This window comes from Streptomyces sp. NPDC002324 (assembly GCF_053593335.1).
In genome coordinates, this window is the sequence record NZ_JBSFCF010000021.1 from 1 (window position 1) to 26,603 (window position 26,603).

Annotated in this window: 24 protein-coding genes; 9 read left to right on the forward strand and 15 right to left on the reverse strand. The window is 71.4% G+C overall.

Going from position 1 to position 26,603, the window contains the following annotated elements:
• Window positions 1–163: 163 nt before the first annotated feature.
• Window positions 164–1,444, reverse strand: coding sequence for an ABC transporter substrate-binding protein (locus tag ACWCRJ_RS25395; protein ID WP_450941440.1), 1,281 nt, complete (start codon window positions 1,442–1,444; stop codon window positions 164–166).
• Window positions 1,445–1,477: 33 nt separating this feature from the next.
• Entirely contained in the window at window positions 1,478–2,518 is a 1,041-nt protein-coding gene (locus ACWCRJ_RS25400) for a carbohydrate kinase family protein (RefSeq protein WP_450941441.1), read from the reverse strand.
• 150 nt (window positions 2,519–2,668) lie between these two features.
• On the opposite strand from ACWCRJ_RS25400, the gene ACWCRJ_RS25405 reads away from it, so the two are divergent.
• From ACWCRJ_RS25405 to ACWCRJ_RS25415, 3 genes are all read left to right on the forward strand, one after another.
• Window positions 2,669–3,418, forward strand: a complete 750-nt coding sequence (locus ACWCRJ_RS25405; RefSeq protein ID WP_450941442.1) for a DeoR/GlpR family DNA-binding transcription regulator — start codon at window positions 2,669–2,671, stop codon at window positions 3,416–3,418.
• 106 nt (window positions 3,419–3,524) lie between these two features.
• A complete protein-coding gene (locus ACWCRJ_RS25410) occupies window positions 3,525–4,865 on the forward strand; it encodes a 6-phospho-beta-glucosidase (RefSeq protein WP_450941443.1) in 1,341 nt (446 codons plus the stop codon).
• 87 nt (window positions 4,866–4,952) lie between these two features.
• Window positions 4,953–8,000: an alpha-mannosidase gene (locus ACWCRJ_RS25415; protein WP_450941444.1), complete on the forward strand. Its 3,048-nt coding sequence runs from the start codon at window positions 4,953–4,955 to the stop codon at window positions 7,998–8,000.
• Between the two features lie 250 nt (window positions 8,001–8,250).
• Here ACWCRJ_RS25415 and ACWCRJ_RS25420 read toward each other — a convergent pair whose 3' ends face one another.
• Entirely contained in the window at window positions 8,251–9,405 is a 1,155-nt protein-coding gene (locus ACWCRJ_RS25420) for an ATP-grasp domain-containing protein (protein ID WP_450941445.1), read from the reverse strand.
• A gap of 279 nt (window positions 9,406–9,684) precedes the next feature.
• Here ACWCRJ_RS25420 and ACWCRJ_RS25425 point away from each other — a divergent pair, with 279 nt between their 5' ends.
• From ACWCRJ_RS25425 to ACWCRJ_RS25435, 3 genes are read left to right on the forward strand one after another with little or no spacing between them, the layout of a single operon-like run.
• Window positions 9,685–10,596, forward strand: coding sequence for a metallophosphoesterase family protein (locus ACWCRJ_RS25425; RefSeq protein WP_450941446.1), 912 nt, complete (start codon window positions 9,685–9,687; stop codon window positions 10,594–10,596).
• Window positions 10,541–11,278: a 4'-phosphopantetheinyl transferase family protein gene (locus ACWCRJ_RS25430; RefSeq protein WP_450941447.1), complete on the forward strand. Its 738-nt coding sequence runs from the start codon at window positions 10,541–10,543 to the stop codon at window positions 11,276–11,278. Before ACWCRJ_RS25425 ends, ACWCRJ_RS25430 begins: the two co-directional genes overlap by 56 nt.
• Window positions 11,275–12,261 (forward strand): polyprenyl synthetase family protein, encoded by a 987-nt coding sequence (locus ACWCRJ_RS25435; RefSeq protein ID WP_450941448.1) that lies wholly within the window; start codon window positions 11,275–11,277, stop codon window positions 12,259–12,261. The genes ACWCRJ_RS25430 and ACWCRJ_RS25435 overlap by 4 nt, the downstream gene beginning before the upstream one ends.
• A 49-nt stretch (window positions 12,262–12,310) precedes the next feature.
• On the opposite strand, the gene ACWCRJ_RS25440 is transcribed toward ACWCRJ_RS25435, so the two are convergent.
• The 5 genes from ACWCRJ_RS25440 to ACWCRJ_RS25460 all read right to left on the reverse strand — a co-directional run bounded on the left by ACWCRJ_RS25440 (window position 12,311) and on the right by ACWCRJ_RS25460 (window position 16,555).
• Window positions 12,311–12,538, reverse strand: coding sequence for a hypothetical protein (locus ACWCRJ_RS25440; RefSeq protein ID WP_450941449.1), 228 nt, complete (start codon window positions 12,536–12,538; stop codon window positions 12,311–12,313).
• Between the two features lie 125 nt (window positions 12,539–12,663).
• Complete coding sequence (locus ACWCRJ_RS25445) at window positions 12,664–14,091, reverse strand: FAD-dependent monooxygenase (protein WP_450941450.1); 1,428 nt, start codon at window positions 14,089–14,091, stop codon at window positions 12,664–12,666.
• Window positions 14,075–15,283 (reverse strand): MAB_1171c family putative transporter, encoded by a 1,209-nt coding sequence (locus ACWCRJ_RS25450; RefSeq protein ID WP_450941451.1) that lies wholly within the window; start codon window positions 15,281–15,283, stop codon window positions 14,075–14,077. Before ACWCRJ_RS25450 ends, ACWCRJ_RS25445 begins: the two co-directional genes overlap by 17 nt.
• A gap of 53 nt (window positions 15,284–15,336) precedes the next feature.
• The gene (locus tag ACWCRJ_RS25455; RefSeq protein WP_450941452.1) at window positions 15,337–15,867 is read right to left on the reverse strand and encodes a toxin-antitoxin system, toxin component; all 531 of its coding nucleotides are present in this window, start codon (window positions 15,865–15,867) and stop codon (window positions 15,337–15,339) included.
• A 31-nt stretch (window positions 15,868–15,898) separates the two neighbouring features.
• A complete protein-coding gene (locus tag ACWCRJ_RS25460) occupies window positions 15,899–16,555 on the reverse strand; it encodes a helix-turn-helix domain-containing protein (protein ID WP_318811083.1) in 657 nt (218 codons plus the stop codon).
• Between the two features lie 274 nt (window positions 16,556–16,829).
• On the opposite strand from ACWCRJ_RS25460, the gene ACWCRJ_RS25465 reads away from it, so the two are divergent.
• The gene (locus tag ACWCRJ_RS25465) at window positions 16,830–17,513 is read left to right on the forward strand and encodes an MmyB family transcriptional regulator (RefSeq protein WP_450941453.1); all 684 of its coding nucleotides are present in this window, start codon (window positions 16,830–16,832) and stop codon (window positions 17,511–17,513) included.
• Window positions 17,514–17,584: 71 nt separating this feature from the next.
• Here ACWCRJ_RS25465 and ACWCRJ_RS25470 read toward each other — a convergent pair whose 3' ends face one another.
• Genes ACWCRJ_RS25470 through ACWCRJ_RS25485 form a run of 4 tightly spaced genes read right to left on the reverse strand, consistent with a single transcriptional unit; the run spans window position 17,585 to window position 20,917 of the window.
• Window positions 17,585–18,385, reverse strand: coding sequence for an ABC transporter ATP-binding protein (locus ACWCRJ_RS25470; RefSeq protein ID WP_450941454.1), 801 nt, complete (start codon window positions 18,383–18,385; stop codon window positions 17,585–17,587).
• Window positions 18,386–18,408: 23 nt separating this feature from the next.
• Window positions 18,409–19,188: an ABC transporter permease gene (locus tag ACWCRJ_RS25475; protein WP_450941455.1), complete on the reverse strand. Its 780-nt coding sequence runs from the start codon at window positions 19,186–19,188 to the stop codon at window positions 18,409–18,411.
• A complete protein-coding gene (locus ACWCRJ_RS25480) occupies window positions 19,185–19,958 on the reverse strand; it encodes an ABC transporter permease (protein ID WP_450941456.1) in 774 nt (257 codons plus the stop codon). The genes ACWCRJ_RS25475 and ACWCRJ_RS25480 overlap by 4 nt, the downstream gene beginning before the upstream one ends.
• Entirely contained in the window at window positions 19,955–20,917 is a 963-nt protein-coding gene (locus ACWCRJ_RS25485) for an ABC transporter substrate-binding protein (protein WP_450941457.1), read from the reverse strand. Before ACWCRJ_RS25485 ends, ACWCRJ_RS25480 begins: the two co-directional genes overlap by 4 nt.
• Before the next feature lie 272 nt (window positions 20,918–21,189).
• Here ACWCRJ_RS25485 and ACWCRJ_RS25490 point away from each other — a divergent pair, with 272 nt between their 5' ends.
• Window positions 21,190–22,038, forward strand: a complete 849-nt coding sequence (locus ACWCRJ_RS25490) for an IclR family transcriptional regulator domain-containing protein (protein ID WP_450941458.1) — start codon at window positions 21,190–21,192, stop codon at window positions 22,036–22,038.
• Here the strand turns inward: ACWCRJ_RS25490 and ACWCRJ_RS25495 are convergent.
• From ACWCRJ_RS25495 to ACWCRJ_RS25505, 3 genes are read right to left on the reverse strand one after another with little or no spacing between them, the layout of a single operon-like run.
• Window positions 22,015–22,968, reverse strand: coding sequence for a PDR/VanB family oxidoreductase (locus tag ACWCRJ_RS25495; protein WP_450941459.1), 954 nt, complete (start codon window positions 22,966–22,968; stop codon window positions 22,015–22,017). The genes ACWCRJ_RS25490 and ACWCRJ_RS25495 overlap by 24 nt on opposite strands.
• Complete coding sequence (locus ACWCRJ_RS25500) at window positions 22,965–23,147, reverse strand: hypothetical protein (protein ID WP_450941460.1); 183 nt, start codon at window positions 23,145–23,147, stop codon at window positions 22,965–22,967. Before ACWCRJ_RS25500 ends, ACWCRJ_RS25495 begins: the two co-directional genes overlap by 4 nt.
• Window positions 23,144–24,208 carry a Rieske 2Fe-2S domain-containing protein gene (locus ACWCRJ_RS25505; RefSeq protein ID WP_450941461.1) on the reverse strand — a complete coding sequence of 355 codons (1,065 nt, stop codon included), beginning with the start codon at window positions 24,206–24,208 and terminating at the stop codon, window positions 23,144–23,146. The genes ACWCRJ_RS25500 and ACWCRJ_RS25505 overlap by 4 nt, the downstream gene beginning before the upstream one ends.
• Before the next feature lie 285 nt (window positions 24,209–24,493).
• Here ACWCRJ_RS25505 and ACWCRJ_RS25510 point away from each other — a divergent pair, with 285 nt between their 5' ends.
• On the forward strand, window positions 24,494–26,545 hold the full coding sequence (locus ACWCRJ_RS25510; RefSeq protein ID WP_450941462.1) for a phosphocholine-specific phospholipase C: 2,052 nt from the start codon (window positions 24,494–24,496) through the stop codon (window positions 26,543–26,545).
• The last annotated feature ends 58 nt before the right edge of the window (window positions 26,546–26,603 follow it).

A 26,603-nucleotide genomic window follows, 5' to 3' on the forward strand; every position in this document is an offset into this window, starting at 1 on the left:
CCCTTTACACCCCCACGACGCCATACGCGATTTGGGTCGGGGTGACTGGTGTTCAGCGGTGTGCTCTTCCGTTGGGGGGCGCCGCGGGCGGACGCGGGCGGGGCCCGGCCCGCCACGGTGCCTCGGCACCGTGGCGGGGCCGGTGACCGGAGGTGACGTCACCTCACTTCACCCCCTGCCGCCTGGCGATCTGCTTGGCCTGGGAGACCGCGTCCTTCCAGGCGTCGTCGGGCTTCTTGCCCTTGGCCTCGATGCTGGTCAGCTCGGCCATGAAGGGGGCCATGACCGCCGAGTCGGCGGGTGCCTCGTAGCTCACGGGGATGGCCTCGGCGGCCGGGCCGAAGACCTCGATGATCTTCTGTCCGCCGAAGAAGGCGTCGGGGCCGGTCATGGCCGGCATCGCGTACGTCTCGGGGGAGGCGGGGAAGATGGCGGCGTCGGTGAAGCTCTTGGCGTTGTTGTCCGGGCTCAGGATCCAGCTGATGATCTTGAACGCCTCTTCGGGGTTCCGGCACTGCTTGGGCAGGGTCAGGTAGGAGCCGCCCTGGTTGGCCGGCCCGCCCGGGGTCGCGGTGACCCGCCACTTGCCCTTGGTGTTCGGCGCCGCCGACTCGATGTCCAGCGCGTGCCAGGCCGCGCCGACCTCGGTGGTCAGGGTCTTGCCGACGGCCGCGTTCCAGCTCTGGTCGTTGATCTTGGCGTCGAGGCCGAGCGTGTAGGCGCGGATCGCGTGGTCCCATGCGGCGCGGATGTGGTCCTGGTCGCCGATGAAGTGGTTGTCCTGGTCGATGAACCGCTTGGTGCCCTGGCCGACCGCGATGCTGAAGACCGAGCCCATGTTGTTGATGAGGAAGGTGCCGGGCAGCGCCTTCTTCAGCTCGGTGCCGAGCGCGAAGTAGTCGTCCCAGGTCTTGGCCTCGGCCGCGACCTTGGCCGGGTCGCTGGGCAGCCCCGCCTTCTCGAACTGGTCCGCGCGGTAGAAGAGCGCGGTGGGGCCGATGTCGATCGGGAAGCCGATCTGCTTGCCGTCCTCGGTCTGGGCGAGCTTGGTCTTCCACTCCAGGTACTGCGAGGAGAGCTTCTTGAAGCCCAGGTCGTTCAGGTCGAGGAAACGGTCGGCGTTGGGCAGGAAGGAGGCGATGTCCTCGCCCTTGATGCCGGTGATGTCCGGCACGGAGGAGCCGCCGGCCGCGAGGGTGGTGGTGAGCTTCTGCTTGAAGTCGCCGCCGATGGAGGAACTGGTCAGCTTGATCTGGCTCTTGAAGTGCGTCTTGGCCTCGGCGACCACCTTGTCGCTGAGGGCTCCGCCCCAGTACCACATGGTGAGGCTCTTGCCGTTCTTGGTGCCGCCGGATTCCGAGTCGCCGCCACAGGCGACGGTCAGTCCGGAGGCCGCCGCGGTGAACACGGCAGCCTGGAGGAAGCCTCTACGAGAAAGGTCCACGGGTCACTCCTGTTTGTTCCTGTTCGTGGTACTTCAGGGCTTTGGTGCGTGGGGTCGGTGGGGCCGCGCGGGCGGGGTGACCGGGGCGTGACGCACCGGTGGGCCGACGTCGGCGGGGATACGGTCCGTGAGGAAGCCGTAGGCCTTCTTCAGGCTGGGGTCGGTCAGCGAGCGCCACCAGCGGTCGACGCCGTACCAGCCGGGCGCCGCCAGGCCTCCGCCGTGGTGGCCGACGGACAGCCCGGCGGACAGGACGGCGAACCGCAGCCGCTCCGCCAGGGGCCAGCCGCCGAGGGAGGCGGCGACGAAGCTCGCTCCGAAGACGTCACCGGCGCCCGTCGCGTCGAGCACGTCGACGTCCAGGGCCGGGACCTCCGCGTACTCCCCGGTCGTCTGGTCCACCGCGACCGCTCCCTCGCCGCCGCGGGTGACGACGGCCACCGGCACCAGCTCGCTCAGCGTGCCGAGCGCGGCGGCCGCGCTGTCGGTGCGGGTGTACGCCATCGCCTCTCTCTCGTTGGGGAGGAAGGCGTGGCACAGGGCGAGTTGGTCGAGCAGGTCGCGGGACCAGCGCTGGGTGGGGTCCCAGCCGACGTCCGCGTAGATGTGCGTGCCGTTCGCGGCGGCCTTGGCGAGCCATGCGCGGGGCTCGGCCTCGATGTGCACGAGCGCCGTGCGCGACTCGGGCGGGTCGCCCATCAACACGTCCTGCGAGTACGGCGGTTCCTGACCGTGGGTGACCAGGGCCCGGTCGTGACCGTGCGCGAGGGAGACGGTGACGGGGGTGTGCCAGCCGTCGGCGGTGCGCGAGAGGGAGAGGTCGACGTTCTCCTGGCCGGCGAGGACGTCACGGCAGTACCCGCCGTAGTAGTCGTAGCCGAAGACCGTGGCCAGGGAGGTCCGCAGGCCGAAACGGGCGGCGGCCACCGCGAGGTTGGCGATGCCGCCCGGACCGCAGCCCATGCCGCCGGTCCAGATCTCCTCGCCGGGGGTGGGCGGTTTTCCCAGCCCCGTGAGCACGAGGTCGTAGAAGAGCAGCCCGGTCAGCAGCACATCGGGCCGGTCGTCGTCCACGCGTGCACCCTCTCGTCGAGACGTTCGAAGATCACTCTTCAAAAGTCTTCAATTTCGGTGCACAGATCGTGCGCGCCTCCGAGAGGTTTGGCAAGAGTCGAGCAGAAGTGAGCATAGAAATGATTGGGAATGACGAGTACTGTTCAGCGCGTGCTGGCAGAGCGTAGACACCAACTCATCCTGCGGGCCCTGCGATCAGGGGGCCCGGCGGCCGTCACCGACTTGTCCGAACAGCTCGGTGTGAGCCCCGCCACCATCCGGCGTGACCTCGTCAGGCTGGAGGAGGAGGGGCTGCTCACCCGGGTGCACGGCGGCGCGGTCGTGGACGAGGGCGACCAGCCCTTCGCCGAGGTCGCCGAGGTGCGGGTGGCCGAGAAGGACGCGATAGCGGCGCAGGCCGCCGCGATGGTCCGCGACGGCCAGTCCGTGCTCCTCGACATCGGGACCACCGCCTACCGCCTGGCCCGGCAGCTGCACGGCCGCCGCCTCACCGTCATCACCAGCAACCTGGTGGTCTACGAGGAGCTGGCCGACGACGAGGGCATCGAACTGGTCCTGCTCGGCGGCATGGTCCGCCGTGAGTACCGTTCCCTCGTCGGCTTCCTCACCGAGGACAACCTCCGGCAGCTGCATGCCGACTGGCTGTTCCTCGGCACGAGCGGAGTGCGCCCCGGCGGGCAGGTGATGGACACGACCGTCGTCGAGGTCCCGGTCAAACGCGCGATGATCAGGGCAGGTGACAAGGTCGTCCTGCTCGCCGACTCCGCGAAGTTCCCCGGTACGGGGATGGCGCGGGTCTGCGGCCCCGGGGAACTCGACGTGCTCGTGACCAACGGGTCCCTCGACCCGGGCACACGGTCGTCGTTCGAGGACGCGGGGGTCGAAGTGGTCACCGTATGACCGCCCGCACGGCCGCCGGGCGGCGACGGCTGACACGTGTCGGACGGAGCGCGCGCGGCGGCCGGACGGCCGGGACACAAGCACGATCGGCAAAGGTGGTAGTTGCGTGAAGCTGACGATTCTGGGCGGCGGAGGATTCCGGGTGCCCCTCGTGTACGGGGCGCTCCTCGGGGACCGCGCCGAGGGCCGGGTCACCCGTGTCGTCCTGCACGACCTGGACGCCGAGCGGCTCTCCGCCGTCACCCGCGTCCTCGCCGAGCAGGCCGCCGACGTACCCGACGCCCCCGAGGTGACCGCCACCACCGACCTCGACGAGGCCCTCACCGGCGCCGACTTCATCTTCTCCGCGATCCGCGTCGGCGGCCTGGAGGGCCGCGCGAACGACGAGCGGATCGCCCTGGCCGAGGGCGTCCTCGGCCAGGAGACCGTCGGCGCCGGCGGCATCGCCTACGGCCTGCGCACGGTCCCGGTCGCCGTGGACATCGCCCGCCGCGTGGCCCGTCTCGCCCCCGACGCCTGGGTCATCAACTTCACCAACCCGGCGGGCCTGGTCACCGAGGCCATGTCCCGGCACCTGGGCGACCGCGTCATCGGCATCTGCGACTCACCGGTCGGCCTCGGCCGCCGGATCGCCCGCGTCCTCGGCGCCGTGAACCCGGCTGAGGCGTGGATCGACTACGTCGGCCTCAACCACCTCGGCTGGGTCCGCGGCCTGCACATCGCCGGCCGCGACGAACTCCCGCGTCTGCTCGCCGACCGCGACCTGCTCGGCTCCTTCGAGGAGGGCAAGCTGTTCGGCGTCGACTGGCTCCAGTCCCTCGGCGCCATCCCGAACGAGTATCTCCACTACTACTACTTCAACCGCGAGGCCGTCCGCGCCTACCAGGCGGTCGACAAGACCCGCGGCGCCTTCCTCAAGGACCAGCAGGCCCACTTCTACGAGGAGATGCGGCGCCCCGACGCCCACGCGCTCAAGGCCTGGGACCGCACCCGCGCCGAGCGCGAGGCCACCTACATGTCGGAGAACCGGGAGACGGCCGGCGCCGGCGAACGCGACGCCGACGACCTCTCCGGCGGCTACGAGAAGGTCGCCCTCGCCCTGATGCGGGCCATCGCCCGCGACGAGCGCACCACCCTCATCCTCAACGTCCGCAACAAGGGCACCCTCTCCGCCCTCGACACCGAGGCCGTCATCGAGGTGCCCTGCCTGGTCGACGCCAACGGCGCCCACCCGGTCGCCGTGTCCCCGCTGCCCGACCACGCCACCGGCCTGGTCTGCGCGGTCAAGGCCGTCGAACGCGAGGTCCTCGCCGCCGCCGAGTCGCGTTCCCGTACGACGGCGGTGAAGGCCTTCGCGCTGCATCCGCTGGTCGACTCGGTGAACGTCGCCCGCCGCCTGGTCGAGGGCTACACGGCGGTGCACCCTGGCCTTGCGTACCTGAAGTAGGCTCCCGCCCGGAAAGCGCTTACTGCCCGTGTGCGGGCTCCTTCCTCCGACCTCTGCTCACCGCTCCGCCCTCTCTGGAGACCTCCCATGCATGACGAACGCCACCGGATCGAGGAACGCGTCGAGCGCGTCCACACCCAGCGCATCAAGCCCGCGATCTACGCGGCCTCCGTGCCCTTCGAGGTCGAGGCCTGGCAGGCCCCGGGCGAGCCCGTCCCCTTCGAGGAGGCCGCGGCCGCCTCGTACACCCCCTTCGCGATGGACACCCCCTGGGGCCCGCCGTGGGGCACCACCTGGTTCCGGATGCGCGGACAGGTCCCCGCCGAGTGGGCGGGCCGCCGCGTCGAGGCGGTCGTCGACCTCGGCTTCGTCGGCGACTGGCCCGGCAACCAGGCCGAGGCCCTGGTCCACCTCGCCGACGGCACCCCGCTGAAGGCGGTCAACCCGCTCAACCAGTACGTACCGATCGGCAACCCCGTACGCGGCGGCGAGACGATCGACTACCTGGTCGAGGCGGCCTCCAACCCCGACATCCTCGCCGACAACTTCTCCAGGATCACGCCGCTCGGCGACATCCTCACCGCCGGCGACAAGCCCCTCTACACCTTCCGGCGCGCCGACATCGCCGTTCTCGACGAGGAGGTGTTCCACCTCGACCTGGACCTCCAGGTGCTGCGCGAGCTGATGGTCCACCTCGGCGAGCACGAGCCCCGCCGCCACGAGATCCTGCACACCCTGGACCGGGCCATGGACGCCGTCGACCTCGACGACGTCTCCGGCAGCGCGACCGCCGTCCGCGAGATCCTCGCCCCGGTCCTCGCCAAGCCCGCCCACGCCAGCGCCCACACCATCTCCGGCGTCGGCCACGCCCACATCGACTCCGCCTGGCTCTGGCCCATCCGCGAGACCAAGCGCAAGACCTCCCGCACCTTCTCCAACGTCACCGCGCTCGCCGACGAGTACGAGGACTTCATCTTCGCCTGCTCCCAGGCCGTGCAGTACGAATGGGTGCGCGACAACTACCCGCAGGTGTGGGAGCGGATCAAGAAGGCCGTCGACAAGGGCCAGTGGGTGCCGGTCGGCGGCATGTGGGTCGAGTCCGACGGCAACCTGCCCGGCGGCGAGGCCATCGCCCGCCAGCTCGTCCACGGCAAGCGGTTCTTCATCGAGCACTTCGGCATCGAGACCAAGGGCGTCTGGCTGCCGGACTCCTTCGGCTACAACGCCTCCTACCCGCAGCTCGCCAAGCTCGCCGGCAACGACTGGTTCCTCACCCAGAAGATCTCCTGGAACCAGACCAACAGGTTCCCCCACCACACCTTCTGGTGGGAGGGCATCGACGGCACCCGCATCTTCACCCACTTCCCGCCGGTCGACACCTACAACGCCCGCTTCAGCGGCGAGGAGATGGACCGAGCGGTCCGCAACTACCAGGAGAAGGGCGGCGGTACGCGCTCGCTGGCCCCCTTCGGCTGGGGCGACGGCGGTGGCGGCCCCACCCGCGAGATCATGGAGCGCGCCCGTCGCCTCGCGGACCTGGAGGGCTCACCGAAGGTCGTCGTCGAACACCCCGACGAGTTCTTCGCCAAGGCCCGCGCCGAGTACGAGGACGCCCCCGTCTGGAACGGCGAGCTGTACCTCGAACTCCACCGCGCCACCTACACCTCCCAGGCCCGCACCAAGCAGGGCAACCGCCGCAGCGAGCACAAACTGCGCGAGGCGGAGCTGTGGGCGACGACGGCCGCGCTGCACGCGCCCGGCTACTCCTACCCGTACGAGAAGCTCGACCGCCTCTGGAAGACGGTCCTCCTCCACCAGTTCCACGACATCCTGCCGGGCTCCTCGATCGCCTGGGTCCACCGCGAGGCGGAGGCCGAGTACGCGCGGGTGGCGAAGGAACTGGAGGAGCTGACGGCCGAGGCGGTCACGGCACTCGGCGCGGGCGACGCGCGCGTCTTCAACACCAGCCCGCGCGACCGGGCCGAGGTGGTCCGCACGGCCGCGGGCGCGCCGGTGTACGTCGAGGTGCCCGCGGGCGGCAGCGCGCCGCTGACCGCCGCCGAAGCCCCGCACTCCGTCACCGTCTCCGGCCGCGTCCTCGACAACGGTCTGGTCCGGGTCGAGATCGCCGAGGACGGCACCCTCGCCTCGGTCCGCGACCTGGTCGCCGACCGCGAGGTGCTCGGCGACACGGGCAACCTGCTCCGCCTGCACACCGACCTCCCGAACTACTGGGACGCCTGGGACGTCGACAAGCACTACCGCAACCGCTACACGGACCTGCTGGACGCCGACTCGGTGACCGTCGTCGAGGAGGACCCGCTGCTCGGCGCGGTCCGCGTGGAGCGCTCGTTCGGCAAGGGCTCCCGCATCACCCAGACGATCACCCTGCGCGCCGGCAGCCGCCGGATCGACTTCGAGACGGACATCGACTGGCACGAGGCCGAGAAGTTTCTCAAGGCCGGCTTCCCGATCGACGTCCGCGCGCCGCACTCCTCCGCCGAGATCCAGTTCGGCCACATCCAGCGCCCCACCCACACCAACACCAGCTGGGAGGCGGCCCGCTTCGAGGTCTCCGGCCACCGCTGGGTGCACGTCGGCGAGCCCGGCTACGGCGTGGCGGTGATCAACGACTCCACCTACGGCCACGACGTCACCCGCACGGTCCGCGAGGACGGCGGTACGACCACCACGGTCCGCCTCAGCCTGGTCCGCGCCCCGCGCATCCCGGACCCCGAGGCCGACCAGGGCAAGCACCGCATCACGTACTCCCTGCTCCCCGGCGCGACCATCGAGGACGCGGTCGCCGAGGGCTACGCCCTCAACCTGCCGCTGCGCGTCGCCGACGCGGCGGGCGCCCCCGCGCCGGTGGTCTCCGTCGACGGCGACGGTGTGACCGTCGAGGCGGTCAAGCTCGCCGACGACGCGTCCGGCGACGTGGTGGTCCGGATCTACGAGTCGAGCGGCGGCCGGGCCCGGGGCGTCCTGCGCACCGGCTTCCCGCTCGCCGGGGCCCAGATCACCGACCTCCTCGAACGTCCCCTGTCCGAGGCGGCCACGGAGGGGAACGGCGTCCCGGTGACCCTGCGCCCGTTCGAGGTGCAGACGCTGCGGCTGGCGGTGGGGGAGCGGTGACCGATCTTTCCAGGGGGTGCTGAGCGGGGCCGCGGCGGACATCTCGTCCGCCGCGGCCGTGTTCGCCGAGCGCAGGGGGCTTTCACGCGGGAGGGCGGGTGCGGGTGCGTGGGGCTTCTCGCGCAGTCCCCGCGCCCCTGAAAAGCAGGGGGCGTGCTTTTCAGGCCCGCAGGGCCTGGGTTTTTGGGGGCGCGGGGAACTGCGCGAGAAGCCCCCACCTGACCCGCACCCGCGAACGGGCCCCCGGTCCTCAGACCGCCAGCGGCCGGTCCGCGGACGGCTTGCAGGCGACCGGTGCTCCCACGGCGAGCGGTCGCGCCTCCACGGACTCCGGCTCGGGCAGCGTCACGGCGACCGGCGTCTCGACCTGGTGCGGCAGCACGACCGGACGTACCGGCCGCGTCCCCGACACCACCGTGTAGTCCTGCCCCAGCCGCGTCGGCAGCATGTCCCCGGTTTCCTCGCCGAGCGCCAACTGCACAGCGGCCCAGGGCGCGTTGATGCCGCACAGCGCGAGCTGGTGCAGCCCGCCCGCCGGACGCGTGTTGACGTCCATCAGCACCGGCTCGTCGCCGAACATCCGGAACTGGATGTTCGTCAGGTAGTGCAGTCCGAACCCCTCCGCGATCCGCCGCGCGGGCTCGATCCACGCGGGGTTCTGGCTGAACCCACGACGCCGCCCGTTCTTCGTGCGGCCCACGGACATCCGCACCCGTCCGTCGGGACCGGTGAGGCAGTCGACGGACACCTCCGGCTGCTCCAGACGCGGCATCACCATCCAGTCCACGGGCTCCTCGGCCGCCCGCAGGGCCTCCACGACCATGTCGAGCTGCACGTACGGGCTCGGGAAACCGCTGAGCTGGGAGAGCGAGAAGGGGGCGCGCGAGACGACCCGGAAGCCGACACCACCCGCTCCGGACGCCGGCTTGAAGCAGGCCCGGTGCCCGGCGTCCTCCAACTCGTCCACCGCCGCGACGAGTTCGTCGGCGTTCGTCACCCGGAACCACGGCGGCACCGGAACCCCGTGCGTCCGGACCGCCTCGTACGCGGTCACCTTGTCCTCGAAGACCTCGATGGCCCCGGCGGTCGGCGCCAGCAGGACCGTGCCGACGGCCGCGAACTCCTCGCGGTGCGCGGCCAGGGTCGCCTGGTGCAGCCGGGGCACGAACACGTCGATGCCGCGCTTGGCGCACTGGTCGAGCGCGTACTCGACGTACGCGGCGGGGGAGAGGCCCTCGGGCTCCAGGTCGGCGGTGTCGGCGGCGGCCAGCACGGGGGAGTCGGCGTCACCGTGCGTGGCATGGATGTCCACCGGACGAGCGTGCGGATTATGCCGCAGCTGATCCATGAAGAAGACGTTCTCCGCGTACGTGCGGTTGAGCCAGACGCGTACGCGAGAGACCATGCAGGCCGCCTTTCAGGGGTTCGCGGGCACGGCGGAGCAGGCCGTGCCCGGCCAGGGGGGATGGAGGTACGCCGAACCGCCGTACGCGAAAGAGAGGGCGTGGCGGTGGTGTAGGAGGGATCATACGGCCACCGGGGCCCAGGTTTCTGTCACGCGCGTGTTAATCCTCGCGCGGCGGGCTCTCCGGGACGCGGGACGGACGGCCCGGCAGGTCGGTCTTGTCCGCCGACGCGCCCGTGTGTTCTCGTGTTGATGTTCGGTGTCCGGAAGGGAGAACGGGTGGACTCGAATGCCGGCCGGCACGGAAATCTGCTGGCCATCAGCGATCTGCACATCGGCTATCCCGAGAATCGCGCCCTGGTCGAGCGGATGCGCCCCGAGACCGACGACGACTGGCTCCTGGTGGCGGGTGACGTCTCCGAGAGCGTCGCCGACATCCGCTGGGCCCTGGAGACACTGGCCGGCCGCTTCGCCAAGGTCGTCTGGGCGCCGGGCAACCACGAACTGTGGACCCACCCCGGCGAGAGCGTTCCGTACCGGGGCGTCGAGCGGTACGAGCACCTGGTCGCCCTCTGCCGGGAACTGGGTGTCGTCACTCCGGAGGACCCCTACCCCCTCTGGGAGGGACCGGGCGGCCCGGCGGTGATCGCCCCGCTGTTCCTTCTGTACGACTACTCGTTCCTGCCCGAGGGCTGCGCGACGAAGGACGAGGGCCTGGCGTACGCGCACGGCACCGGCATCGTCTGCACCGACGAGCACCTGCTGCACCCCGACCCGTACCCGAGCCGCGAGGACTGGTGCCGCGCCCGGGTCGCCGAGACCGAACGCAGACTCGCCGAACTGCCGCCCGGCCTGCCGACGGTGCTGGTCAACCACTACCCGCTGGACCGGCACCCCATGGACGTGCTGCACCACCCCGAGTTCGCCATGTGGTGCGGCACCGGACTGACCGCCGACTGGCACCGCCGCTTCCGCGTCGAGGTCATGGTCTACGGTCATCTGCACATCCCGCGGACCACCTGGCTGGACGGGGTCCGCTTCGAAGAGGTGTCCGTGGGTTACCCCCGCGAGTGGCGGCCGCGTCCGGGACCGCCCGGCAGGCTGCGCCGCATTCTGCCGATGGAGGTCGAAGCCGGTGATCGAGGAACTGCTCCCGGGAGCGGTCGTGGCCGTGGAGGCGTACGCCCCTGACACGGACGCGGCCGTCGAGGGGATCGAGCTGTACCCCGAGGAGGAGGCGGTCGTGGCGCGCGCGGTGGCGAAGCGGCGCCGCGAGTTCACCGTCGTCCGCGCCTGCGCCCGGCGGGCCATGGAGAAGCTGGGCGTGGCGCCGCGGGCCCTCGTGCCCGGCGAACGGGGCGCCCCCGTCTGGCCGGACGGGCTCACCGGCAGCATGACCCACTGCGAGGGGTACGCGGCCGCCGCTCTGGTCCGTCAGGACGACCTCGCCTCCCTCGGTATCGACGCCGAGCCGCACGGTGCCCTGCCCGAGGGCGTCCTGGCGGCGATCGCGCTCCCCGCCGAGGAGACCCGGCTGGGGCATCTGACGGCCGGCGACCCCACGGTCCACTGGGACCGGCTGCTCTTCAGTGCCAAGGAGTCCGTCTACAAGGCGTGGTTCCCGCTCACCGGGCGGTGGCTGGACTTCTCGGAGGCCGACATCGAGATCTCCGTCGAACCCGGCGGCCGCTCCGGCGCGCTGCGCGCCGCACTCCTCGTGCCGGGACCGGTGGTGGACGGCCGACGGGTCGACGCCTTCGACGGACGCTGGACGGTCCGGCGGGGACTGGTGGCGACGGCCGTGTCGGTTCCCCGTTCCACGGCGCCCTTCGCCGCGGGATCCCGCTCCGGCGAGGCCCGGGACGCCGGGTGATCGTCCTTGCCTGCGCGGACCTGCACAGACGGGTCTCGTCGGCCGTCGACGCGGAGATCGCGGCGGCCCTGGAGCATCTCGGGTCTTCGTCCACGGCCGTACGAACGGCCATATCCGGGCTGCTGGTCCACCAGCGGATGACCTACCCGCTCTGCCTCCTCCCGCTCCTCGTGCACGCCGCCGAGACCGGCGCCCCGGAACCGGCGATCCCGCTGTCGGCCGTCCACGTCCTGTGGTGGACCTCCGCCTGCTACCTCGACGACCTGGCCGACAGCCACCAGGGGCGCCCTCCCGCCGGACTCGGCACCGACGAGGCGCTGTTGGCGGCCGTCCTCACCGGACAGGCCCTCCCCCTGCGGATCGTCCAGGCCCAGCCGCTCCCGCACGCGGTGCGCAACGCCCTCACCGCCGAGATCGTCGACTGCTGGTTCGCCGCCGTGGAGGGGCAGTTGCGGGATCTGCGCGGCGACCTGGAACACGCCTCTCCCGAAGCGGTCGTCGCCGTCTGTCGCGGCAAGTCCGGTGTCCCGTTCGGAATGATCACGGCGATGGCCGCGATCCTCTCGGGCGCGGACACCGAACGGACCGAGCAGTGGCGGGAGTTCGGCAACGCCTTCGGCGTTCTCTGGCAGCTGTTCAACGACCAGGAGGACCTTCTCTCCGGCCGCGACGAGGACCTGCGCAACGGCACGGTCACCTATCTCCTCACCTGCGCGGTGCGGGAGACACCCCCCTCGGCACGGGGCCGGCTCGCGGAACTCGTGCGCGCCGCCCGCGGTTCCGCACAGGCGCGCACCGAACTGCGGGCACTGCTGCTCGACCCCGTCGTGCTCCGCCACTACGAGAAGGACCTCGCGGCGTTCCGCGACGAGGCACACCGGGTGCTGGACCGACTGGACGGCGACCCGGCCTCTCTGCGGTCCCTGCGGCAGCTGGTGGACCAGGTCGCCGCGCTGTATCTGACGAGCCACCAAGGGCCCTAGGGGCGACGGCGACGGTCCGCCGGGCCCCGGCGGACCGCCGCCGCACGCCTCAGACCTCCGGGCACCAGCTCCGCAACAGCCGGAAGAAATCCTCCTCGTTGCCCGCGAGTCCCGCCGCCGTCAGCGCCTGCTCCGCCTCGGCGAGCACGGCGGGCGGCACGACGGGTGGTCGGCGTGTCCCCCCGGGCCCGTCGAACGCTGCTCGTACGGTCCCCAGCAGCCGTAGATAGGCCTGTACGGCGGCGCGCTCGCGGTCGGTCAGTACGGCGGTCGGCATCGAACGGCTCTCCCCTGGTCGGATCGGCGAAACTGCGTGCCCGCCCCGGCGTACGGGTGGCACACTCCCAGCTTGCCGTCCCCCACTGACAATCCCGTTCTCCCGCGCGCTGAAGTCGCCCGGGGCTACCGCGGAGCCGTCCCCAGCACCGTCTGCCGCTCATGCTCCGTCAGCGGCGGTTCCGTCAACGGGGATCTGACCGGACCGCGCAGCACCGCCAGGAGGACCTCCGGCCTGACGAGGGCACCGATCGGTGCGCTGAGGGTGACCACACCGAGATACGCCTTGAAGACCAGCGGCCGGCCGAGCGCGGTCCGCGCCAGCCGGTCCACATAACGGCCGAAGAGTCGTTGCACGGCGTTCGGCCGCTTGCCGATGGCCTCCGGGTAACGGATGTCGGTGCCGGTGGCCAGGTCCCAGGCCAGGGACACCGGCACCGCCACGGCCTTCTGGGCCCGGCGGGCGAGTCCGGGCGCCGTCAGACCGTGCGCGGCGACCCGTTCCCGCAGTGCCAGGGCGCTCTGGGCGGCGACGGACATGCCGTGGCCGTATATCGGGTTGTACGTGGCGACCGAGTCACCGATCGCGACGAAACCGTCGGGCCAGCCGGACACCTTCTCGAAGAAGCGCCGCCGGTTGATCGTGCTGCGGGTGACCACGACGTCCGTCAGCGGCTCGGCGCGGGCGATCAGCTCGCCCACGACCGGGTGCCTGACGTCCCGCGCGAACGCCTCGAACTCCTCCGCACGGGTGGTCGGTTGACCGCCCCGGGTGCCCGACAGCGTCACCAGCCAGCGCCCGCCCTCGATGGGCACGAGGGTGGCGCTGCGCCCCGGTACCGGCTGCGAGCCGTCCGGCTGCACATTGACCACCGGGTACTCCTCGGTGCCCGCCGGCGCCCGGAAGACCCGGCTGGCGTACACGAGCCCGGAGTCGACCTCCTCCATCGGCGCCGGCGCGACCCCGAGGGAGTCGAGCCAGGCGGAGCCCCGCGAACCGCGTCCGGAGGCGTCCACGACCAGATCGGCGGCGAGGACCCGCCCCTCGCCGTCGGCGGAACGGACCCGCAGCCCCGTCACCCGGGAGGCGTCGCCCTCCAGCCCCAGGATCTCGGTGCGGTCGAGAAGGGTGACCCGGGGCCCGGCGAGCAGCCGGGCGCGGACGACCGACTCCAGCAGATCGCGGCTGCACGCGATCATGAACTCCATCTCGGGCCAGCGGCGCAGCCAGCCCTGGGGCGACAGGGAGACCAGACCGGTCGGCAGCGGGATGCGCCGGGCACCGGCCGCCAGCCAGGCGTCCGTGACCCCCGGCAGCAGCTCCTCCATCGCGCGGGCCCCGCCGGACCACAGCAGATGGGCGTGCCGGGCCTGGGGCACGCCCCGGCGAGGGCCGGGCTCCTCGGGCAGCGTGTCGCGTTCGACGACGGTGACGTCGGCGTGGTCGCGCAGCGCGGCGGCGGCCAGCAGGCCGGCCAGGCCCGCGCCGACGACGACGGCACGCCGGGATGTCGTGACCGCGGTGTCGCGCGGGCCGCTAACGGGTTCGCTCATGGAAGTCGCTCTCTGACCTGGTCGCGGCGGCCCATTCACGGGCGGCCGCTACGACGGGTGACTGACGCAGGGCGATGGACATCCGTACGAGGTCACGGGGGTTCTCGGTGGGCGGGACGGCGGCCTCGGCCGTGGCGGAGCTGATGACCCGGCCCTCCGGGTCGTGCTCCCTGGCCCGGACCGCCGCCGTCACCATCGCCGCGTCGGCCTCCGCCCGCGCCTGAGCGGGCTCGGAACCCGCCGCGACGGCGGCGTCGTACGCCTTGGCGCGGACCCCGGCGTCGAAGTACGGGTACAGGCTGAGCATGCCGTCGTGGATGTCGGACTCCCGCTGCGTCATCTGCAGCCGGGCGGGCGCCCACCAGGAGATCCGCACCTCGTGGCTCGCCTGGGCCCAGACGGGACGCAACTCCCGCCACAGCGGGCCGAGCCGACGGTACGTCGACCAGATGGTCCAGGAGTCGCCGAGGCGCTCCCCGGCCAGGGGCAGACAGAAACCGACCGCACAGACCTGCGCGCCGACGGACGACAGCACGGGGGCGACGTACGTGCTCAGGTAGTCCAGGTCTCCGCCCTGCCAGCGGGCGGCCACGGCGATCAGCTTGACCGCCGCGAACGGTACGTTCAGCAGGAAACCGAACGCGATGATCAGCAGTCCGGCGCGCAGCCAGCCACGCACCTGCAGCGCCCAGCGCCAGCACATGACGTTCATCGCGACACCCGCGACGGTGAACCCGGCCAGGTACAGCACGATCATCTCGCGCATGAACGGCGTGCCGGCGTAGTACGTGTCGAAGTCCCGCACGCGCTCCACGGGGGCGTCGCCGAGCACGAACAACAGCACGATCGCCGCGCACACCGCGCCGTACCCGGCGATCCAGCGGTGCGAGAGGCGGCGGGTCGTCTCGGGCGGGCCGCCCCGCCAGTTGGTGATCAGCACCAGGCAGGAGCCGCTGAACGCGCTCAGCAGGAAGTACACGACGGCCGCCGAGACGTTCGTGACGCCGGTGACGCGGTTGACCTCGCTGATCGTCGGCGGCGCGGCGAAGCAGAAGACGAGGGTGGCCAGCGTCATCAGCGCGCACACGGACCTGATCAGGGGGTCGCCCCAGTTCCGCAGCAGCGCGGGCGTCTTCGAGGCCAGGGCGATCGCCATCGCGATGGCCGGAAGGTAGTAGCTGGACCCGTCCATGTTCTCGGTGTCTCTGCGTCTTCGCGTCGTGACGTCTCGGCGTTTCCGGCCGCTCAGCCCTGCGGCCCGCGGTAGCCCAGCGAGGCCCCGATGCGGCCGGCCAGGTGATCGCGGCGCACGGGCCCGCGCATCGCCGAACCGGCGAGCCAGGCACGGCACTTGCTCGCCAGCAGCAGTCCGAAGCTCTCGGCGTCCTGCTCGTCCGTCAGGTCGAAACGCGTACGCGCGGCGACCTTCAGCACGGTCGCCCGCAGATCGGCGTCCTGGCTCAGTAAGCGGGCGGCGACCGTGGTGCCCTCCACGTGCCGGCCACAGTGCCCGGCCTGCATGTGCCACAACTCGTGGCCGAGAATCACCAACTGGTGGTCGGGCGCGGTGCGTTCCTCGATGACGACCAGGTCCTGTTCGGCCATGTCCAGCCACAGCCCGCTGGCCGTGCCCGGTGGGAAGACGGCCGTGCGGTACCGGACCGGGCGGCCGCGGCGCCTGCTCATGGCGTCGCACAGGGCGCTGTAGAGATCGGCGGGGTCCGCCGGTGCCGGCAGGGTGAGTTCGCCGACCAACTCGCCGCACAGACGGCGCATTTCCTTTCCGATGCCCACAGATCTCCCCCGGTCAGGACTCGGGCCGCTTGACGCTCTCCAGCAGCATGTCCAGCCACTCCGCCACCTTGTCGCGGTGCTGGTCGGTGGGCAGCTGGGCCGCCCGCCAGGCGATGGAGCGCACCCCGTGGTTCTGCAGCAGCCGCTGCAACGGGTCGTCCGCGGCCTCGGCCGCCGCGCGTTCGCGGTCGGCGAGCTGCTGGAGAAGCTCCTGCTCGGTCCGCATCAGGGCGCTCGCCAGCGCCTCGGGGTCCTCGGCGGTGAGGAAACCGGCGTGCACCCTGAAGAAGCGCTGGATGGCGTCGCAGTGCTCCATCGTGGGCCGCCGGTCCCCGTTGATCAGGGCGCCCGCCTGCTGACGGGACATCCCCGCGCCGTCGGCGATCTCCTGCTGGGTGTACTTGCGGCCGCCCGGCTTGAGACGGGTGCGTCGCAGCAGGTCCAGGCGCTGCAGAAAGCGGGCCTGGACGTCGGGTTCACCGGCGCGCTGTCCGCTCAGCAGGGCCTTCACCACGGCCTCCGGCACGCCCGAGGCGACCGAGAGCCGTCGGGTGTCGAAGACCTCCGTGTGGCGTACGCGCAGCTTGTCCGCCAGCGCGGTGACACGGGCCACGACGGCCGGCAGCAGAACCGTCGCCGCGGCGTCCGGAACCTCGAAGCCATCCGTCACCGACAGATCTCCTACGTCTCTCTCAGGCCAATTTCGCGGTACTGCGGAATCCGTGGATCCAAGCCTGGCGCGAGACCCTGGTCCCGGCAAGTACACCGTGAACTGCGGGGAGACTAGCGGTTTTGTCGAACTCACATCCAGGTCTCGCCACAACTGTGGCGAGATTCAGCCGTCAACCGTCGCCGAATGCCACGATAGTTGACACCGATCCGACCGGGGCACCAGGATCAAGGCGCCGCGTGAAGGCCGCATAGGCAAGAGGGGTGACCTCCCGATGGCGTTTCAGGCAGGAGGGGAGCGGTGGGTACCGCGGCCCGTCCCCGACACTCTCGAAGCCCAGGAAGCACAGGCGTACCTCCAGGACTACGCCGTGCTGCTGGATTCCGTCCTGTTCCCGTCCGTCGTCCTCGACCACCGCTGGGACGTCGTTCTGGCCAACGCCGCGTTCCGGGCCCTCTTCAACGGCGTGGGGCCGCACCCGACGGCCATGCCGGGTGACAACTTCCTCCGCTTCGTGCTCTTCCACCCCGACGCCGCCACGGTCCTCGGCGACCACGAGGCCGGCTGGTGCCTGCCGATGCTCGCCCATTTCGCCGCCGCGGTGGAGCACCACCCCCAGGACCGGGGCCTGCAGGCCGTCCGCCGGGAGATCGCCCAGGACCCGATCATGGACGCCGCCTACCGCCACGGACTCCCGCACTGGCTCCGCGCGGTCGGCCCGGCGGCCATGCGCCACGACGGCGCCGTACGCCACGTCGTCCACCCGGACCCGCGCTGGGGCGCCACCGTCTGCCGCGTCGTCGGCGAGACCCCGGACACCCTGCGCGACATGGGCTACCACCGCATGACCCTTGTTCTGCGCGAGGTGGGCCGTCCGGCCGACCCGCTGCGCAGGACGCGCCGCCCCCGGCACGCCGCCACGAGCCATCTGAGTGTGGTGCCCTCTCCCGAGCGGTGAGCCGCACCCCCTCCGGCGCCGCCGGCGTTCAGGTCGCCGACGGCGCCGGAGGACAACCCCTCCACCCGCGCTCACCCCTTGTCCAGGGCCGGCGGGACACCCCGCTTCGCCGCCTGGATCTGCTCGTACACATGGGTCCGCAGCTCAGCGAAGCGGGGTGCCACCCGGGTGTGCAGCTGGTCCCGGTCGGCGGGCAGGTCGACCTTGAGCTGTTCCCGTACGACGGTGGGGGAGGCGGAGAGGACGAGGACCCGTTCACCGAGATAGACCGCCTCGTCGATGTCGTGGGTGACGAAGAGGATCGTGACGCCCCGCTCCCGCCACAGGCGCCGCACGAGGTCCTCCAGATCGGCCCGGGTCTGGGCGTCGACCGCCGCGAACGGCTCGTCCATCAGCAGCACTTCCGGCTCGTACGCCAGCGCGCGGGCGATGGCGACCCGCTGCTGCATACCGCCGGACAGCTGCCAGGGGTACGCGCCCGCCGCGTCGGACAGACCGACGGAGGCGAGCGCGTCGTCGACCAGTTCCCGCCGCCGAGCCCTGCCCGATCTCTTCTGCCGCAGGGGCAGTTCGACGTTGTCGCGGACCCGCATCCAGGGGAACAGGCTGCGCCCGTACTCCTGGAACACGACCGCCATGCCCGGCGGCGGTCCGTCCACCGGCCGTCCACCGAGGCGGACCTCACCGGCGGTCGGGTCCAGCAGCCCGGCCACGCATTTCAGCAGGGTCGTCTTGCCGCAGCCCGACGGGCCCACCAGACAGACCAGTTCACCGGCGTCCACGGTGAAGGTGAGGTCCCGCACCGCCTCCACCCGGCGCCCGGAACCCTCGTAGACCTTCTTCAGGCCCACCACTTCCAGCAAGGCGTCCATCGCCGGCTGCCCCTTCTCCAGTTTCACCAGGACCGCCGGGAGGACGCGCGCAGACCGTGGTACCAGCCCAGCACGCGCCGTTCCACCAGCCGGAAGACGACGGACAGCAGGAACCCGAGCAGACCGAGGACGAGAATGCCGGTCCACATGTCGGGGATCGCGAAACCGCGCTGGAACTGGACGATCGTGTAACCCAGTCCGTCGCTGGACGCGGTCATCTCGCTGATGACCATGAGGATGACGCCGATCGACAGCGCCTGCCGCAGCCCCGCGAAGATCTGCGGACTCGCCGAGCGCAGGACGACGTTCCGCAGCCGGGCCGCACCCGTGATGCCGTACGACCGGGCCGTCTCCGACAGCACCGGGTCCACCGCCCGTACGCCCTCGACGGTGTTGAGCAGGACCGGCCACACACAGCCGCTCGCGATGACGGCGATCTTCATCGTGTCGCCGATGCCCGCGAACAGCGTGATGACCGGGACGAGGACGGGCGGCGGCACGGCCCGCAGGAATTCCAGGACCGGCTCGCACACCGACCGCACCCGGCGGTAGGAGCCGATGACCGTGCCGAGCGCGACGCCGACGACGGCCGCCACCGCGTACCCGGCCGACAGGCGCAGCAGGCTCGGCAGCACGTCGGCGCGCGCCCGCTCGGCCGTCCAGACGTCCGGGAAGGTGGCGAGGATCGTGCGCAGGGGCGGCCGGAACACATCGGTGCTGCCGTACGAGGCGAACCACCAGACGGTGACCAGGACGAGGGGGAGGGCGACGACGGACAGCAGCCGCAGCAGCGGCCGTCTCACCCCGCCACCTCCCCGCGCACCGACGGGTGCCAGGCCAGCGCCCGCCGCTCCACCGTACGGGCGCCCGCATTGACCAGCAGCCCCAGCAGCCCGGTGACCACGACCAGGGCGTACATCTCCGGCACCGCCTGTGAGGTCTGCGCGACCGAGATGCGCTGTCCCAATCCCGGTGCCCCGATGACCAGTTCGGCCGTCACCGCCAGGACGAGGGCCACGGCGGCGGCCAGCCGCAGGCCCGTCATGACGTACGGCAGGGCGGTGGGCCACAGCACGTGCCGGACCCGCGCCCAGGGGCCGAGGCCGTAGGAGCGGGCCGTCTCCTCGGCGACCGGGTCGACGTCCTGGACGCCGTACAGGGTCTGGATCAGGATCTGCCAGAAGGACGCGTACACCACCAGCAGGAGCACCGACCGCAGTTCGCTGCCGTACAGCAGGACGGCGAGAGGGATGAGGGCGACCGAGGGGATAGGGCGCAGGAACTCGATCGTGGAGGACGTCGCCTCCCGCAGATACGGCACGACGGCGATGACGACCCCCGTGAGGATCCCGGCGGTCGCGGCGATCAGAAGCCCGACCGCCCAGCCCGTCACGGTGTCACCGAGTGCCGTCCAGAACGCCGTGTCGGTGAGTTCGCCGGCCAGCGCGCCGGCGACCCGGCTGACCGGCGGGAGGTACTCGTCCTCGACGATGCCGAGCCGCGGGAGGGCCTCCCACAGGGCGAGGAACCCCGTCAGCCCGGCCGCGCCGAGGAGCGTGTCGGCACCCCTCACGGCAGCAGCTCGTCCAGGTCCGGGGTCTTCTCGAACAGGCCGTCCTTCTGCCCCAGTTCGCCGAGCCGCTCGATGGAGGCGCGGTCCGGCTCGGCGGGCCAGTGGGGCAGGACGACCGTCTCCAGCAGGTTCTTCGGGATCTTCGTGTACGTGGTGATGATGTCGCGGACCTCGTCCGGGTGCGCGTCGGCGTAGGCCAGTGACTCCGCCGTGGCCTCCTGGAACTTCTTCACCGTCTCCGGGTTATCGGCGGCGTACTGCTTCGAGGTGAAGTACATGGCCACGGTGAGGTACGGCGACACGTCGACGAAGTTCGAGGCCAGCACGGTGCCGCCCTGGGACTTGATGGCGGCCAGCGCCGGCTCCACGACGCAGGCCGCGTCGACCTGGCCCTTGGCGAGCGCGGCCGGCATCTGGTCGAACGGCATCTCCACGTACTTCACCTCGGACGGGTCGCCGCCGTCCTTGCGGACGGACTCGTTGACCGAGGTGTCGCAGATGTTGCCCAGGGTGTTGGCCGCGACCTTCTTGCCCTCCAGGTCGCTGGCGGTCTTGAGCGGGCTGCCCTTCCCGACCATGATCTCCGCGAAGTCGGCGCCGGCCTTGCCGGTCGAGGCGACCCCGTTCACCACGGCCTTCACCGGCACGTTCTTGGACCGGGCGACCAGCAGAGAGGTCATGTTGCTGAAGCCGAAGTCGAACTGGCCGGAGACGACCCCGGGCACGATCGCCGCCCCGCCCTGCGCGAGCGTGGGCTCCAGTTCGAGCCCGCGCTTGCTGTAGAAGCCCTTCTTCTCGCCCAGGTACAGGGGCGCGACGTCGATGATGGGGATGACGCCGAGTTCGAGCGTGGTCGTGCCCCCGGACCCCGCGTCCCCACCGCCCGGCCCGGAGGAACCGCAGGCCGTCGCGGTGACGAACAAGGAACCGGCCGCGAGACCGATGAGCAGACGACGCATGACTCCCCCTGGTGGGAACGCTCCTCGACAGGCTGTGCGCACACCGCACAGAAGTGCTCAGCGGGACCGTAGAACGCCATCGGTTGCGGGTCAATGCCCTTGCCCTGCAAGCCCGTTGACAGTTGCGGAAGTGTGCTCCTAGCGTGCGCACCACGCACCGTCGTGCGAACGGTACGCGGGTGCCGAGCTTCGTTCGTGTGGTGTCCGTGCGGTGTTCGTGCGGTTCACGTGTGGCGTTCGTGCGGTTTCCGTGCGTCTTCCTGGAGGCGACGATGCCCGATCGAGACCGGTTCGGCGCAGCCCGCCGGCCGCACTTCGTCCGGTCCTTCGAGCGGGGCCTCGCGGTCGTCCGCGCCTTCGACGCCGAGCACCCCGCACTGACGCTGAGCGAGGTCGCCCGGGCCTGCGAGCTGACCCGGGCCGCCGCCCGCCGCTTCCTGCTCACCCTCGTCGACCTCGGCTACGTCCACACCGACGGCCGGCTGTTCCGGCTCACCCCGCGCGTGCTCGAACTCGGCTACGCGTACCTGTCGAGCGTCACCCTCCCCGACCTCGCCGTGCCCCATCTGGAACGGCTGGTCGCACAGGTCGGGGAGTCCTCCTCGCTGTGCGTCCTCGACCGCGACGACATCGTGTACGTGGCGAGGGTCGGCGTGCGCCGCATCATGACGGCGACGATCACCGTGGGCACCCGCCTTCCGGCCCACGTCACCTCCGTCGGCCGGGTGCTCCTCGCGCATCTGCCGGACGAGGAGACCGACGCCCGCCTCGCCCGCGCCGACCTCGGACCCCTCACCCGGCGCACCCTCACCTCCGCCGACCGGCTCAGGACCGAGCTGCGCCGGGTGCGCCGCCAGGGGTACGCCGTGGTCGACCAGGAACTGGAGGAGGGGCTGCGGTCGGTGGCCGCCCCGGTGCGCGACCGGCACGGCGAGGTGGTGGCCGGCGTGAACATCCCCGTCCACGCCGGCCGCACCTCCGTGGAGTCGGTGCGCCGGGACCTGCTGCCCCACCTGCTCGCCACGGCCGCCCGGATCGAGGCCGACCTGTGCGTGACGGGGACCGCCACGGGCCGGGCGCGGGCCGGGACCGTACCGCTACAGGTCGAGCACCAGCCGTGATCCCTGGCACCGGGACACGCAGATGAGCATGGTCTCCCCGGCCTCGCGCTCGTCGTCGCTCAGCACCGAGTCGCGGTGGTCGGGGGTGCCCTCCAGGACGTCCGTCTCGCACGTCCCGCAGGTGCCCTCCGCGCAGGAGAACAGGACCTCGACCCCGGCGGCCCGCACGGTGTCGAGCACGGACACCCCGACCGGCACCGTGACGGTCTTCCCGGTCCGCTCCAGCACGACCTCGAACTCGCTGTCGGGGCCCGTCTCCTGCTCCTTCGGCCGGAACCGCTCGACGCGCAGTGCCTTCCCCGGGCACCGCGCCTCGACCGCGTCGAGCAGGGCGCCCGGCCCGCAGCAGTAGACGAGCGCGTCCTCGGGCAGGCCGTCCAGCACGGAGTCGAGGTCGAGCAGCCCGGTCTCGTCCTGCGGGGCGACGGTGACCCGGTCTCCGTATCCGCCCAACTCCTGCTGGAACGCCATGGATTCACGGCTGCGTCCGCCGTAGAGCAGCGTCCACTCCGCGCCCGCCGCCTCGGCCGCCGCCAGCATCGGCAGGATGGGGGTGATCCCGATGCCGCCGGCCACGAACCGGTAGCGGGGCACCGGCTCCAGGGCGAAGTTGTTGCGCGGCCCGCGCACCCGGACCTTGTCGCCCCGCGCCAACTCCGTGTGCACGTAGGCCGATCCGCCGCGTCCGTCGGGCTCGCGCAGGACGCCGATCCGCCAGACGTCGCGGTCCGCAGGGTCACCGCACAGTGAGTACTGCCGCTCCAGCTCCGGCCCCAGCAGCACGTCGATGTGCGCGCCCGGCTCCCAGGCCGGGAGTTCTTCGCCGAGCGGATGCCGCAGGGTCAGGGCGAGCACACCGTCGGCCGCGAACTCCCGGCTCTCGACGACGAGTTCGGCCTCGTACGCGGGCGACGAGGGAGACGGGGTCATGACGTGGTCCCTTGCGGCTCGTGTCCTTGGGGGTGGGCGAGCATCCACTCCCACATCTCGATGGGGTCCTGCGCGGTGTGCTCGCGCCCGCAGTGACAGGTGCCGTGCAGGATGTCCGTGCCCGGCAGCCAGTCGACGCGGTAGACCTCTCCGGTCCGGTAGGTGGGCGGCGTGCTCACTGGACCTTCTCCACCGGCTTCTCGCCCTGCTCGACCAGCCGGGCCAGGATACGGCGGGCGGCCAGACCACCGGTGTCGATGTTGATGCTCAGCTCCTGGTAGCCGGTGCGCTCGGTGCCGAGCGTCTCCTGGAGCAGGTTCAGCGCGACGACGTCCTGCATGACGACCGTGTGGTTGTTGCCCTTGAGGAACTCGGTGACCTCCTCGCTCTCGGTCGCCCAGTCCCGCGAGACCATCCAGAAGTCGTACACCTTGCCGTCCGAGGACGGGGTGATCGCGTAGGTGATCTCGGTGTGGAAGCCGTTCGGGTCGCTGCCGTCCGCCTCGGGGAGCACGCCGACGGGGGCGATCCGGCTGTGCAGCAGGTACAGGCAGGGCGCGAAGTACTCGATGTCCTGCCAGCGGGTGATCCGGCCCTCGATGCCGGTCGACCTCGCGTAGAACGGCGGGCACTCCGCGTCGTCCATGTGCCGGCTCACCCGCACGACGCCCGCGCCCTCGTCGACCTCGGTCGTGATCGGGGTCTCGGCCACCTCGGGGGTGCCGATGTAGCCGCCGTGCAGATAGGTCTCGTGGGACAGGTCGAGCAGGTTGTCGACGAGGAGACCGTAGTCGGCGTCGATCGGCTCCATGCCCCGCACGGTGGTCCAGCCGGGGGCGGCCAGGTGCCGGGCGCGCGGGATGGTCTGCGGGTCGGCGAGCGCCGGGTCGCCTATCCAGACCCAGATCAGCGAGTCCTGCTCGACCACGGGGTACGAGGCCACGCGCGCCGTCCGCGGGATGCGCTTCTGCCCCGGCACGTACACACAGGCGCCCGTCGTGTCGTACGTGAACCCGTGGTAGCCGCACACGATCCGGTCCCCGTCCAGCCCGCTCTCCGACAGCGGGTACCGGCGGTGCACACACCGGTCGTGCAGCGCCACCGGCGTCCCCTCCTCCTCGGTCCGGTAGAACACGAGCGGCTCGCCCAGGATGGTCCGTCCGAGCAGCTCCCGCCCGACCTCCTCGGCGTAGGCGGCGACGTACCACTGATTCCTGGCGAAGGCGGTCATGTGAGGCATGGCGATCCCGTCCCTGAGAACCCTGAGCGCGGAGCCACGTCACTCCGCGTGCCACCACATTCCTGAGCGCGCCCGGGGCCGGGCAATACCCCTTCCGTCAGACGGAAGCCCGCCGCACACGGCTTTGCCCGAAGGAGGGCCGCCCGCCCGCCGCTGTTCGCACGGCGGACCGCCCCGCGTCACACCCGCGCCACGGACCCTTCCCCGGCGTTGGTTCCTCTTGGACCATTCCTTGCGCGCAGGTCACATCCGACGCACCACGTCAGGACAAGAGGTCATCCACCCATGCCTGAAGTCAACCGGCGGCGATTCCTCCAGGTAGCGGGCGCCACAACGGCGTTCAGCGCACTGTCGGCCAGCATCCAGCGGGCCGCGGCACTGCCCGCGCACCACCGTTCCGGCACGATCGAGGACGTCGAGCACATCGTCGTCCTCATGCAGGAGAACCGGTCCTTCGACCACTACTTCGGCGCCCTCAGAGGCGTACGGGGCTTCGGCGACCCCCATCCGGTGACGCTGGACAACGGCAGGTCGGTCTGGCACCAGTCGGACGGTACGAAGGACGTCCTGCCCTTCCACCCCGAGGCCGACGACCTCGGCATGCAGTTCCTGGAGGGCCTGCCGCACAGCTGGCCGGACGGGCACGCCGCCTACAACGGGGGCAAGTACGACAAGTGGGTGCCGGCCAAGGGCACCACGACGATGGCGTACCTGACCCGTGAGGACATCCCGTTCCACTACGCCCTCGCCGACACCTTCACCGTCTGCGACGCCTACCACTGCTCGTTCATCGGCTCGACCGACCCCAACCGCTACTACATGTGGACGGGGTACACGGGCAACGACGGCAAGGGCGGCGGCCCCGTCCTCGGCAACGACGAACTCGGCTACGACTGGACCACCTACCCCGAGCGGCTCGAAGCGGCCGGGGTCTCCTGGAAGGTCTACCAGGACATCGGCGACGGCCTGGACGCGGCCGGCTCCTGGGGCTGGATAGCGGACGCCTACCGGGGCAACTACGGCGACAACTCGCTGCTCTACTTCGACAAGTACCGGAACGCCGAGCCCGGCGACCCCTGGTACGACAAGGCCCGCACCGGGACGAACGCCAAGGCCGGCGACGGCTACTTCGACCGGCTGCGGGCCGACGTGAAGGCGGGGAAGCTCCCGCAGATCTCCTGGATCGCCGCGCCCGAGGCGTTCTCCGAGCACTCCAACTGGCCCTCGAACTACGGCGCCTGGTACATCTCCCAGGTCCTCGACGCGCTGACCTCCAACCCTTCGGTCTGGGCGAAGACGGCCCTCTTCATCACCTACGACGAGAACGACGGCTTCTTCGACCACCTCGTGCCGCCGCTCCCGCCGCGCGACGCCTCCCACGGCAGGTCGACGGTCGACGTCGGCCCGGACCTCTTCGCGGGCGGCGCGAACCATGTCGCCGGTCCGTACGGGCTCGGCCCGCGTGTGCCGATGCTGGTCGTCTCCCCCTGGAGCAAGGGCGGTTACGTCTGCTCGGAGACCCTCGACCACACCTCGATCCTGCGGTTCATGGAGCGCCGGTTCGGGGTGCGAGAGCCGAATATCTCGCCGTGGCGGCGGGCGATCTGCGGTGACCTCACCGCCGCGTTCGACTTCTCCCGCAAGGACAGCCGGCCCGCCGCGCTGCCGGACACCGACGAGTACGAGCCGCAGGACCGCGAACGGCACCCCGACTACAAGCCGGCCGTGCCGGGCGACCCGAGCATGCCGAGGCAGGAGCGCGGGGTGCGCCCGGCCCGGCCGCTGAAGTACGCGCCGAGAGTGGACGGCGCGGTCGACCCGAAGGCCGGGACCCTCACCCTCACCTTCGCCTCCGGCGGCAGGGCGGGCGCGGCCTTCCTCGTCACCTCCGGGAACCGTACGGACGGACCGTGGACGTACACCACCGAGGCAGGCAGGACGGTCTCGGACACATGGAACCCCGCGTACTCCGGCGGCTCGTACGACCTGACCGTGCACGGTCCCAACGGCTTCCTGCGGGCCTTCGCGGGACCGGGGAAGGCGGGGAGGGCCGGGCCGGAGGTGACCGCGCGGCACACCGGTGACGACGTGGAGCTGACCTTCACCAACAAGGGCGCCGGCACGGTGACCCTGAAGGTCGCGAGCGCCTACGGCGGCCGGTCCCGCTCGGTCAGGGTGCGGGCCGGGGCGAGCGTCCGCGAGGTCTTCGACCTGGCGTCGAGCCGCCGCTGGTACGACCTGACCGTCACCGCCGACGGGGGCTTCCTGCGGAGGTTCGCCGGGCACGTGGAGAACGGCCGGGCCGGGGTGAGTGATCCGGCGCTGGGGCGGCGGTAGGCAGGGCGGCGCCCGGTAGCTCCCGGGCGGTGCCGGTGGGTGCCGGTGCCTCGGTGTG

Bases quoted from the DNA above. Each gene is read 5' to 3' on its own strand.
- ACWCRJ_RS25415 (WP_450941444.1), top strand. From the start codon at position 4,953: ATGCATGACGAACGCCACCGGATCGAGGAACGCGTCGAGCGCGTCCAC.
- ACWCRJ_RS25420 (WP_450941445.1), bottom strand. From the start codon at position 9,405: ATGGTCTCTCGCGTACGCGTCTGGCTCAACCGCACGTACGCGGAGAAC.
- ACWCRJ_RS25440 (WP_450941449.1), bottom strand. From the start codon at position 12,538: ATGCCGACCGCCGTACTGACCGACCGCGAGCGCGCCGCCGTACAGGCC.
- ACWCRJ_RS25445 (WP_450941450.1), bottom strand. From the start codon at position 14,091: ATGAGCGAACCCGTTAGCGGCCCGCGCGACACCGCGGTCACGACATCC.
- ACWCRJ_RS25450 (WP_450941451.1), bottom strand. From the start codon at position 15,283: ATGGACGGGTCCAGCTACTACCTTCCGGCCATCGCGATGGCGATCGCC.
- ACWCRJ_RS25455 (WP_450941452.1), bottom strand. From the start codon at position 15,867: ATGCGCCGTCTGTGCGGCGAGTTGGTCGGCGAACTCACCCTGCCGGCA.
- ACWCRJ_RS25465 (WP_450941453.1), top strand. From the start codon at position 16,830: ATGGCGTTTCAGGCAGGAGGGGAGCGGTGGGTACCGCGGCCCGTCCCC.
- ACWCRJ_RS25470 (WP_450941454.1), bottom strand. From the start codon at position 18,385: ATGGACGCCTTGCTGGAAGTGGTGGGCCTGAAGAAGGTCTACGAGGGT.
- ACWCRJ_RS25485 (WP_450941457.1), bottom strand. From the start codon at position 20,917: ATGCGTCGTCTGCTCATCGGTCTCGCGGCCGGTTCCTTGTTCGTCACC.
- ACWCRJ_RS25490 (WP_450941458.1), top strand. From the start codon at position 21,190: ATGCCCGATCGAGACCGGTTCGGCGCAGCCCGCCGGCCGCACTTCGTC.
- ACWCRJ_RS25495 (WP_450941459.1), bottom strand. From the start codon at position 22,968: ATGACCCCGTCTCCCTCGTCGCCCGCGTACGAGGCCGAACTCGTCGTC.
- ACWCRJ_RS25505 (WP_450941461.1), bottom strand. From the start codon at position 24,208: ATGCCTCACATGACCGCCTTCGCCAGGAATCAGTGGTACGTCGCCGCC.
- ACWCRJ_RS25510 (WP_450941462.1), top strand. From the start codon at position 24,494: ATGCCTGAAGTCAACCGGCGGCGATTCCTCCAGGTAGCGGGCGCCACA.